Below are 11049 nucleotides of genomic sequence, written 5' to 3' on the forward strand. Positions count from 1 at the left end.
TTTCTTCCACTGGCGTAATTTGTTCTACCGCAACAGGTTGAGAAAGTGCGGTAGGATTTTGTGCTGTTTTTTCTACTTCGATCGGCTTAGGTGTAGGCACAATCAGGTTTTCTTGTGAAGTTGAATTATTTTGCGTGTGCTGTGTTTCCACATAGTTTTGCACTAAATCATCACGTTCTGCATTGGATTTTTGATAGTTTTCCCACCACCAAAGTGCCGTTACAGCTAATAACGCAATAACCACAACCGCCGATACCCAACCGATCCAACGGTTATGTGAAGAATATTCATTCACAGCTTGAGTCGCGCGCACGCCACGAGTTAAATCATTTTTCGTTGTTTCCTCAAGGGAATTTACTACGGACGTCCAAAGACTTTCTGGTAAACGCAAATATTTTGCGTAATTGCGGATATAGCCTTTGATGTAAGTTGCTGAAATAGAGCTATGAGTAAACTCATTATTTTCCAAACGTTCTAAAATTGAAGGACGTAAATTAAGCTGTTTAGAAACATCCTCTAACGATAAATTTAATGCTTCTCGCGCTTGGCGAAAATGTTCGCCTAAACTTTGTTGAATGGTTTCTTGGTTCTCATTTGAGGTTGCCATAAGGAATTCTCTTAAAATTTAATTGTAGGATTTCACTCAGCGCGACACATTAACAAAATGCGAAAATCAAGGCACTCAGCGTTAAAATTCAAAAGGTAAAGTTTAAAGTTGTCATTCCTGTTTTGCAACCATTAATCAATGAATTTCTTACGAATTAAGAAAGAAAATCGGGTGATGCAAATCGGTAATGAAAAATGGCTTTAATTTTCCCAAAAACCTAAGAGAAATTTATTGTTGACCCACAATTGAAGGCAGCAATTTGGCACGGGCTGGTACTGCTTTTCTAGCAATTCCCGATACTGTTGATAAAGTGCGGTATTTTTTTCTGCTAAAGCGCAAAGGGCGAGATTTTCGTAAGTATCCGTTTGTTGATAATAATTGGGTGAATTTAAGGCTTGTTGAAATTGCTGATAGGCTTGTGTAAAACGGCCTTGTTTGCATAAAAACACGGCGTAATTATTGAACACGTTACCTTGTTTATCATCTAATTTTAACGCGGTTAAATAGGCGTTTTCTGCACGCCCATTATCGCCTTGTAATTGATAAAAATAAGCCAATGCAGAATGCACTAAATAATAATTAGGCGCATAAGCCAACGCTTTATCCAAATTTTGTTTGGCTAAACTAAGCTCTCGCTGTTCTAAATAGCCAATGCCCAGCTCCACTCTGGCTTTCGCGGCTTGTTGCTTGTCAAAATCTTCTTTGCTTGTTTGTGGTGAAGCGCAAGCGCAAAGCAAGAGAGAAAAAGCATAACTAGATAACATTGATGCATTTTCATTTTTCTCTCTCCTTTGTTAATAATTTCTACTTATTGCACTTGCACTGCATTAATTGGGCTGCCAAAACGCTTTTTCTGTGCGGTGCGTTTCGTGCGGTCAATCACATCACCGGCTAACTGTCCGCAGGCGGCATCAATATCATCACCACGAGTTTTACGCACAATCACCGTAAAGCCATACTCCATCAGCGTTTTCTGGAAGCGATCAATACGCGTATTAGAACTTTTTGCATAAGGCGCTTCAGGGAACGGATTCCAAGGGATCAAATTGATCTCTTGCAAGGTGTATTTTTCAGCACCTCCGCTAACTGATGCGCGTGTTCTACGCTATCATTAACGTGATCCAACATCACATATTCAATGGTTACTTTACCGTGATTAGCGTTGGACACCGATAAATAACGATTAACAGAATCAATCAAGGTTTTGATGTTATATTTTTATTAAGTGGTACGATTTCATCACGCAATTCATCATTTGGTGCGTGTAAAGAAATCGCCAATGCCACGTCAATCATTTCGCTCAATTTATCCAACGCAGGCACAACCCCTGAAGTGGAAAGGGTAACACGGCGCTTCGATAAACCATAAGCAAAATCATCAAGCATAATTTCCATAGCTGGCACAACATTTGCCACGTTAAGCAAAGGCTCGCCCATTCCCATCATCACCACATTCGTGATAGGACGCACACCCGTTACACCAAAATTACCAATGATTTTTGACGCTCGCCACACTTGTCCGATAATTTCTGATACGGTTAAATTGCGGTTAAACCCTTGTTGCGCGGTGGAACAAAAAGTACAAGCTAGCGCACAGCCCACTTGGGAAGACACACAAAGAGTTGCACGATCGGCTTCAGGAATATACACGGTTTCCACCTGCTGATCGCCCACCTGCATTGCCCATTTGATTGTGCCGTCCGCAGAGCGCTGCTCCACCGCCACTTCTGGCGCTTTAATTTCCGCTACGGCTTTTAATTTTTCGCGTAACTTCTTGTTAATATTGGTCATATTGTCAAAATTGTCTTCACCAAAATGGTAAATCCATTTGACTAATTGATCCGCACGAAACGGTTTTTCCCCTAATTCTTGAAAAAATTCACGCATTTGCTGACGTGTTAAATTCATTAAATTGATTTTTTTCTTAGGTTCTGCTGAAGGCTGGCAGCCTTCTTGTTGAGTTGTATTCTGTTCTAACATAAAGCCTCGTTATTACACATTACGGCATTGATATAGCTAAACTTTTTCGCTTTTTCAGGCTAAGTTTACCCGCTATAAATTAAGAAAGTTTCTACCGCTTAAAAAATGAGTTGCGATTGTACAGAGTTCTATTTGATTAATCTAGCAATTTCAGCCTAACCTGAACGCTATTTTAGCCAAAAGAAAAATAAAAGAAAAACCACCGCACTTTCTTTGCGATAGCGATCGCAAAAATTTTAGAGAAAACAATAAAATCTCAAAAACAAAGTGCGGTGGGATTTTTGGGAATTTTTTACTGATAATTAGCGAACATAAAACAGCACAATAAATAGGCGAACGCAATATTCGCCTATTTATTTTTCGTTTTACATTAATCTTGCTCTTTAGCCAGTTGAGTTTCACCCAGCAACGCAGCATATTTCACCGTATCTGGACTGGCTTCGAGGGCGATTTTTAGCACCATTGTGAGGGGGACGGAAAGGAACATTCCGACTGAGCCGAGTAGCCAGCCCCAGAATAAAAGGGAGAGAAACACCACAAGAGTGGAAAGTCCAAGAGTTTTCCCCATCATTTTAGGTTCTAGTACGTTGCCGATGATCATATTTAGGCTAATAACGCCAATAGTAACGCCTATGCCAGTGAAAAAGCCATTAAGCAATAAGGCTTGCACGATAATGGGAATGGCGGCGATAATTGAGCCGATATTCGGGACATAATTGAGTAGAAAACTGAGCGTTGCCCATAAAATGGCATATTGCACGCCAAAAATTTTCAGCAAAATAAATACGCCTAAACCAGTTAAAAAACTGGTGAAGGTTTTCACGCCAAGATAATCCATTACACCTTTGAGAATGCGATCAATGTAGCCTTCATATTGCGCCACTTGGTTCGGCTTGCTGAACGCCACGGCAAATTTATGTTTGGCGGTGGGCGCTTCTAATAGCATAAATAAAACCACTAAAAACAGCACAAAGACGTTAGTTACCACGCCAGAGAAACTAAGTAAAAATCCGCTGGCGAAATTCATTATCATTGCGGGATCAAAATGATCCATAATTTGTTGTCGTAAATCAGCAACGGGCAAATGCAAGCCCTGCGTGATTATCGCGAGATCATTAAGGCGCTGTGAAAGCAATAAGCGATATTGCGGGATCGATTGGCTGAACTCTCGCGCAGTGCTGTTGATAAGGCTGACAAGAAAGAAAACACCGTCAAAATCATCAAAAACAGTAAAGTAAGCGCCAACCAATGCGGCACTTTGCGTGCCGTCATAAACTTCACAACAGGCGAGCAAATAATGGCGATAAACAGGGAAAGTAAAAATGGCACGACAATTTCCCCTGCCAATTTCACGCCAGCCAGAATTATCACTAAGGCAGACAACGCCATTAATAACTGGCTGATCGGCAAACGCTTATCCATTACACCGCTTCCTCGTTTTCTTCGCCTGTGCGGATACGGATCACACGTTCAACATCATAGACAAAAATTTTGCCATCGCCAATTTTGCCTGTTTGTGCGGTTTCCATAATGGCTTGAATACATTGCTCTGCAAGCTCATCAGGGATCACAATTTCCATTTTGACTTTTGGTAGAAAATCCACCATATATTCTGCGCCACGATACAGCTCTGTATGCCCTTTTTGGCGTCCAAAACCACGCACTTCGGTTACGGTCATTCCTGTGATCCCAATATCAGATAAGGTTTCACGCACATCATCAAGTTTAAACGGTTTAATAATTGCTTCAATTTTTTTCATTTTGATTTTCTCACAGGAATTAGCTTTCACGTCTGGCAGATTTTGGCCTAAAGCTGGCGATAACTTCTGGTTTGGTATCAATATAAATACCGTCAATCAGCTGTAAACAATAAGGCACGGCAGAAAAAATGCCCTTAACGAGTACATTGCCTTGCTCATCTTTCACGCCCTCTAAGGTTTCTTTAATGGCCTTTGGCTGCCCCGGTAAGTTTAAAATTAGGCTATTTTTGCGGATAACCCCTACTTGACGCGATAAAATCGCCGTTGGCACAAAATGCAAACTCACTTGACGCATTTGTTCACCAAAGCCCGGCATTTCTCGGTCTGCCACAGCCAAGGTGGCATCAGGGGTAACATCACGCTTGGCTGGCCCTGTTCCCCCCGTGGTTAGCACCAAATGGCAATGATGCACGTCCACTAATTCGCATAGGGTTTGCTCAATAATGGGCTGTTCATCGGGGATTAAACGGCTTTCCACTGCAAAAGGATCAACCAAGGCTTGCTCCAGCCATTTTTGTAATTCGGGAATGCCTTGATCTTGATACACGCCTTGAGAGGCACGATCCGATACAGAAACTAAGCCAATTAGTGCGGTCATTTTTTCCTCTGTTTTTTATTAAATCCAATAATATCTCACAATATGGAAGAAAATCGGTGCGGCAAAGCATAGGCTATCCATACGATCTAACATTCCACCGTGTCCACTTATCATATTGCCCCAATCTTTCACGCCCATACTGCGTTTCATTGCTGGCATCACCAGACCACCTAAAAAGCCCATTAAACAAATAACCAAGCTAATTAAGGTAGCTTGCACGGCACTAAACGGCGTTAGCCAAGAAAGCAATCCACCCAATGCTGAAGCGCTCAATACTCCACCGACAAAACCCTCTACGGTTTTGGACGGGGATAAGGTTGGTGCAATTTTATGTTTACCGAATAATTTTCCCCATACATATTGCAACACATCGCTCGCTTGCACAATCAAGATCAAAAAGATCATTAATAATAAACTTTTGCCTTCAAATCCTGCAATATTTAGGGTGAGAATGGCAGGAATATGCGAAATGCAGAACACAGAAATCATCACCGCCCATTGCACTTTGCTTGAACGATCTAAAAAATGTGCCGTGTCGCCTAGTAACGCGGATAAAATCGGTAAAAATAGGAACGCATAAACAGGAATAAAAATACTGAACATACTAAACCAATCCACCGCGACAAAGTAATATTGCAAAGGCAAAATGAAATAAAAGCAGGCTACTAAAGCAAGATGATCGCCACGGCGAATTTCAATCAGCGATAAAAATTCCCGTAACGCCATAAAAGAAACGATAAAAAATAAGCCCAATACGCCATAAAAACCGAGATAAGCGGCGGCGAAGATAATTAAAATCATCACCCACCACGCATTAATGCGTGCGTTTAGGTTGTCTATCACCGAATGGGGCGTGGAAAAACCTACTTTCCATTTCAGCGCATAACCAATGCCCGATGCCAATAGCAAGGTTGCAAATTAACCCCCAAAATAAATTCCACATTTCCATTTTATGCTCCTTGATGTTTCGGGTTAAGGCTAAGCAAGGCCTGCTCTGCTTGCGCTAGAAATTGCGTTTTATCTTCTTGCGGCTGCCAATGAATCGGCTCGCCCAAATATAGATCACACAGCAAAGGAATTGGCAGAATAAAGCCTTTCGGCAATAAATTATGGGTATTGCTGATCCAAACTGGCACAAGATCCACATTGGGATTGGCTTTGGCTAAATAATATAAACCACTTTTAAAAGGCTGAAGGGCAAGATCATCATTGGTTTTCTTGTGCCTTCGGGAAAATAATCAACGAATTTTCTTGCAGCGCTTGGCTAATTTGTTCTGTTACGGCTTTAGGATCATTGCCGCCGCGCTCGATCAACAGCATATTAAACACCTTCTCCGCAAGGAAACGGCGAATTTTGCCTTTCGTCCAATAATCCGCACCAGCCACAGGACGGGTTTTCTTGCGCACTTCATAAGGCAAAGACACCCAGAATAAAATAAAATCTCCGTGGCTGTTGTGATTGGCGTAATAAAGCCTTGGCTTATCTGCCGAAAGCAGGGCGATATTCTTTGCAGGACGAACACCTGTAATAAAAGAGGTAAAACGACATAAAAGAAAATCAACCAGTTTAGCGAGCATTTTCATTCTCCTCTGATTTTTGTTGCGTAGCATTTTCTGCGGAAAATTGCACCGCACTTTCATTGTCTGTGCGGTTTTCTGCGTGATTTTCAACATTCTGATCTAAAGCCTTGCTTTCCACCAACCCTGACTTCACGCGTTTCACGCAAGTTAAAATTAACAACGCGACGACAAGCCAAGCGAGCGCGTAAAACCACGTTGGTAAAATCGGCATAAAGGTATAAATCAATCCTAATAAGCCAAATAAAAAGGCACGATCACTTTTTCCCAAAGGCCCGTCATAACGGCGTGTTTGCCCTTGCACTTGCCCTAACACACCACAAAATTCTGTTAAGGCGGCGAGCCAAATAATCAGCCCGATAACAAGGGGATCAAAAGGGGCGATAAAAGCAAAAGGCAGATACAACGCCGCATCAGAAACCACATCGGTAATTTCATTAAGATAACCGCCTAAACGCGATTTTTGCTGAAATTCTCGCGCTAACATTCCGTCAATGGCATTGAGTGCCATTCGCACAAAAAGCCAAATAGGAATTAAAATAAACAGCCAATGCACAGCAGAAAGTGCGGTCAAAAATAAGCCTAAAATGACTGAAATCCCACAAGCGGCAAGTGTAACTTGGTTCGCCGTAACGCCTTTGCGTTCTAACTTCACCACCGTTGGACGCAGTAAATTTTGAAACTTCGGTTTTAAATCGTAAATGCTCATTATTTATCCTTATTTAAACGGAAATAATACTGGAACAAGAAACACCGTTGCCAACATAACTAGCAAAGTAAAAGGTACACCAATTTTAACAAAATCACCAAATTTATAATTCCCTGCGCCCAGCACCATTGTGTTTACGGGCGAAGAAATCGGGGTCATAAAGGCGGCAGAGGAAGCGATCGCCACCGTCATTGCGAAAGGCAAGGGGGAAAGCTGTAAATGCTGCGCCATTGTGATGGCTATCGGCGCCATTAAAATCGCAGTGGCGGTGTTAGAAATAAACAGACCAATCACCGCAGTCAGGGTAAACAAGCTGATTAAAATCCAATGTTTACCCATTCCCCCTACGGTGTTAATCATAAATTCTACGATTAAATTAATCCCGCCTGTTTTTTGTAGTGCGGTGGAAAATGGCATCATTCCCACAATTAAAATCAAGCTCGACCAGTGGATAGAGGCATAAGCACTTTTGGCATCTACACAGCGGAATTTGGCTAACATTAAACAGGCGATGAGTGCGGCAACCACATTCGGCACAACGCCTGTTACCATTAATGCCACCATCGTTACAATGGATAAAATGGCATAAGGCGCTTGGCTTTGCGCAGGGGCGGCGCGTTCAATTTCCGCAGGATAATCGAGTACGAAAAAGGCTTTTGTTTTATTACGCATTGCTTGGATCAATTTCCACGATCCCACCACCAGCAGCAAATCGCCGATCTTTAATGGCAGCTCAATCAAACTGCCTGTCAAAATCTCATTATTGCGTTTAATTCCCACCACATTTAAACCAAAACGTGAACGAAAACCAATTTCTGCTACCGTCTTGCCGAGATAATCCCCTTCAGGAATTGGCGTGATTTCCACCATTCCCATAAACTTGGCTTGTTGTTCAAAGTGGTAAGGGCGCAACTCTGTTGGCTCAAGCTGATGTTGTTGGCAAAATTCATTAATATCTAGCTCAGGATCAGCACAATCAATCAGCAAAATATCTTTTTCACGAATTTCGATTTTCCCTAAGGAATCCGCTAGAAATCTTGGACGAAAACGCTTCCAACGCTCAATCGCCAGCACGTTCAAGGCATAATTAGATCGCAGATGCAAGGCTTCTAAGGGCTGCCCGATAAAATCCGATCCTGCTCGCACTACAAAACGTTTGGTGCGTGCTTGCAATTGATAATCTTCAATCAGATCTTGAATGGAATGACGATTCACGCTCTCGCTTTCTTCATTTTCCGCTTGCCCCAACCAGCGGCGAGCCACCAACATATACACAATACCAAGCAACAAAATCACAATGCCAATAGGCGTGAAAGAAAAGAAATCAAAACGCTGCTTGGTGAGATGGATTAATTCTGCGTTAATCACCAAATTTGGGGCGGTGGCGATTAAGGTCATCATACCGCTGATTAACCCAGCCATACTCAATGGCATCATCAGGCGTCTTGGCGAAATGTCCATTTGGCGACAAATCACCAATACCACAGGGATAAAAATCGCCACAATCCCCACGGAACTCATAAAGGATCCCAACCCTGCTACCGCTAACATCACTAAAATCAACACACGGGTTTCGCTATTTTTCGCTGCTTTCATCAGCCATTCACTCACTTGATAGGCTACGCCAGTGCGCACCAAGGCTTCCCCGACAATAAACAGCAAGGCAATCAAAATAATATTCGGATCACTAAATCCGGCAAAAACTTCCTGCACGCTCAAAATGCCACTCACACAAAAAGCAAGCATTACCAATAGGGCGATAACGTCCATTCGGATTTTGTTGTGGATAAACAAGAGTACAGCGATGGCAAGAAAAATCACAACGCTAACAAGGGGCATATTGGTGATTGTGGGCATTAGGGTCTCCGTGGTTAAGGTTTTGGTCGTTTTGTTTATTATTTGGTTGATTACGGTTTTCTTTGTTGATATAACGGGTTTCGCTCGTTGAGCGACTTACTTTCTTTTGCGTTCCCAAAAGGAACGTAAGCAAAGAAAATATTCCCCTACTATCGCTAAATTTCTTTTACTTCCATACGGCGTTGTTTTGCCTTGCCGTACTAGCGTACTGTCTGCGGCAAAACGCCTTGTCTGGAAGTAAGAAATTTTGCGAGCATTGCTTTTCCTCATTACAATAAAATTTTCTTTACGAAAAGTAAGCCCATACTCGCTACGCTGCGTTCAGGCGTTACTTTTCTAAAAATTCTTTCTTCATTCGGGCAATTTGGACGGGAAAAACTTGTCTAGTTGCCCTTATAAATAGTTTAAAAATAGAAGTGCGGTGCGATTTTTCTAAATTTTTTGGAAAAAATGACCGCACTTTATTCTGTAATCAGTTTTTTTACTGGGGAAAAACTTCGGCGGTGTTGGGGTAAGGGGCCGTGTTCTGCCAGTTTTTCTAAATGTAATTTTGTTGGGTAGCCTTTGTGTTGGGCGAAGGCGTATTGGGGATAGCGTTTATCCAGTTCTTCCATTTCTAAATCGCGGGCGACTTTGGCAAGAATGGAGGCGGCGCTGATTTCTGCCACTAGGTTGTCCCCTTTCACCACCGCTTGGGCGGGCATTGGCAATGGGGGGATGCGGTTGCCGTCCACTAGCACAAAGTGCGGTGTGATTTTAAGCTGATTGACTGCGCGTTGCATCGCTAGCATTGTAGCGTGCAAAATATTGAGTTCGTCAATTTCTTCGGGTTCAGCGCGCCCTAGCGCCCAAGTTTTGGCTTTTTGTTTAATTTCTTCGGCTAAGGCAAGGCGTTTTTTGTGCGAGAGCTTTTTGCTGTCGGTTAAGCCTTCAATGGGATTGTTCGGATCTAAAATCACTGCGGCGGTTACCACTGCGCCCACTAAAGGCCCGCGTCCTACTTCATCAACGCCTGCGACCAGTTCATAATCAGGATAGACAAATTCGCTCATTGTTTTTCCCCTTGCAATAATTCAATCACCGCTTCGGCGGCTTGTTTGTCCGCATCGCATTGGATCATTTTATGCAGATCAATAAAGTGTTGCACTAAACTATGGCGATTTTGCACCGCACTTTCTTCTGTAGAAAAATAAGGGGCGAGCTTTTCTACTAATTTTTCTGCGGTGCAATCTTGCTGGATCATTTCTGGCACGAGCATTTCATTCGCCAGTAAATTCGGTAATGAAATATAAGGGGTTTTCACCAAGCGTTTGGCTAGGAAATAAGTGAATGGCTTCATTTTGTAGCCCACGACCATTGGCGATTTGCATAGCATACATTCTAATGCTGCTGTGCCTGAAGCCAGCAAGGTGGCTTGAGCGGCGATCATTGCGGAGCGTGCTTGGCCATCAAGCAAGATCATTTCTAAATCAGGAGCAATCTTCGCTTTGATTTGTTCAAATTGTTGGCGGCGTTTTTCATTCACCAAAGGCACGAGAAATTGCACATCTGGATACTGTTCCTTCAGCAATAATGCAGTTTGCAAGAAAGGTTCGGCAAGGAATTCCACTTCTGAGCCACGGCTGCCAACCAGCATCGCTAAATAGCGTTGTCGTGGATCAATATTAAGCATTTGACAAGCGGCAAGGCGATCAGGTTTTAACGGAATGGCGTCTGCCATTGTGTGTCCGATAAAACGGCAAGGCACGTTGAAACGATCGTAAAAGGCTTTTTCAAAAGGTAAAAATGCGAGAACAAGGTTGGTGGTGCGTGCAATTTTGTGAATGCGATTTTGTCGCCACGCCCACACCGATGGGCTGACGTAATGAATGGTTTTGATGCCTTGTTGTTTGAGTTTAAGTTCAATGTCAAGATTGAAATCGGGTGCATCGATGCCGATAAATACATCGGGCTTTTCTTGC

8 protein-coding genes and 4 pseudogenes are annotated in these 11049 nt (G+C 42.7%); all 12 read right to left on the reverse strand.

What is annotated here, in order from left to right; translation table 11 throughout:
• Positions 1-607 (reverse strand): helix-turn-helix domain-containing protein (locus C3Z13_RS01675; protein WP_146256849.1); only part of this gene is annotated, 607 nt, incomplete at its 3' end.
• Positions 608-807: 200 nt separating this feature from the next.
• Complete coding sequence (gene pilW / locus C3Z13_RS01680) at positions 808-1371, reverse strand: type IV pilus biogenesis/stability protein PilW (protein WP_103854806.1); 564 nt, start codon at positions 1369-1371, stop codon at positions 808-810.
• A gap of 44 nt (positions 1372-1415) precedes the next feature.
• Positions 1416-2586, reverse strand: a pseudogene (gene rlmN, locus C3Z13_RS01685) (dual-specificity RNA methyltransferase RlmN).
• A gap of 370 nt (positions 2587-2956) precedes the next feature.
• Positions 2957-4008, reverse strand: a pseudogene (locus C3Z13_RS01690) (AI-2E family transporter).
• On the reverse strand, positions 4008-4346 hold the full coding sequence (gene glnB, locus C3Z13_RS01695; RefSeq protein WP_103854008.1) for a nitrogen regulatory protein P-II: 339 nt from the start codon (positions 4344-4346) through the stop codon (positions 4008-4010). The pseudogene C3Z13_RS01690 and the gene glnB overlap by 1 nt, the downstream one beginning before the upstream one ends.
• A gap of 19 nt (positions 4347-4365) precedes the next feature.
• Positions 4366-4944, reverse strand: a complete 579-nt coding sequence (mog, locus tag C3Z13_RS01700; RefSeq protein ID WP_103854807.1) for a molybdopterin adenylyltransferase — start codon at positions 4942-4944, stop codon at positions 4366-4368.
• Between the two features lie 18 nt (positions 4945-4962).
• Positions 4963-5893, reverse strand: a pseudogene (locus tag C3Z13_RS01705) (phosphatidate cytidylyltransferase).
• A 1-nt stretch (position 5894) separates the two neighbouring features.
• Positions 5895-6522: pseudogene (locus C3Z13_RS01710) on the reverse strand (lysophospholipid acyltransferase family protein).
• Positions 6512-7231, reverse strand: a complete 720-nt coding sequence (locus C3Z13_RS01715; RefSeq protein WP_103854809.1) for a CDP-alcohol phosphatidyltransferase family protein — start codon at positions 7229-7231, stop codon at positions 6512-6514. The pseudogene C3Z13_RS01710 and the gene C3Z13_RS01715 overlap by 11 nt, the downstream one beginning before the upstream one ends.
• Before the next feature lie 9 nt (positions 7232-7240).
• Positions 7241-9088, reverse strand: coding sequence for an SLC13 family permease (locus C3Z13_RS01720; protein WP_103854810.1), 1848 nt, complete (start codon positions 9086-9088; stop codon positions 7241-7243).
• 461 nt (positions 9089-9549) lie between these two features.
• On the reverse strand, positions 9550-10140 hold the full coding sequence (gene rnhB, locus C3Z13_RS01725; protein WP_103854811.1) for a ribonuclease HII: 591 nt from the start codon (positions 10138-10140) through the stop codon (positions 9550-9552).
• Positions 10137-11049 (reverse strand): lipid-A-disaccharide synthase (lpxB, locus tag C3Z13_RS01730; protein ID WP_103854812.1); only part of this gene is annotated, 913 nt, incomplete at its 5' end. The genes rnhB and lpxB, both read right to left, overlap by 4 nt.

This window comes from Avibacterium endocarditidis (assembly GCF_002921145.1).
Lineage (GTDB): Bacteria > Pseudomonadota > Gammaproteobacteria > Enterobacterales > Pasteurellaceae > Avibacterium > Avibacterium endocarditidis.

Excerpts from the sequence above, each read along its gene's own strand:
- pilW (WP_103854806.1), bottom strand. The coding sequence starts at position 1,371 with ATGTTATCTAGTTATGCTTTTTCTCTCTTGCTTTGCGCTTGCGCTTCA.
- glnB (WP_103854008.1), bottom strand. The coding sequence starts at position 4,346 with ATGAAAAAAATTGAAGCAATTATTAAACCGTTTAAACTTGATGATGTG.
- mog (WP_103854807.1), bottom strand. The coding sequence starts at position 4,944 with ATGACCGCACTAATTGGCTTAGTTTCTGTATCGGATCGTGCCTCTCAA.
- C3Z13_RS01715 (WP_103854809.1), bottom strand. The coding sequence starts at position 7,231 with ATGAGCATTTACGATTTAAAACCGAAGTTTCAAAATTTACTGCGTCCA.
- C3Z13_RS01720 (WP_103854810.1), bottom strand. The coding sequence starts at position 9,088 with ATGCCCACAATCACCAATATGCCCCTTGTTAGCGTTGTGATTTTTCTT.
- rnhB (WP_103854811.1), bottom strand. The coding sequence starts at position 10,140 with ATGAGCGAATTTGTCTATCCTGATTATGAACTGGTCGCAGGCGTTGAT.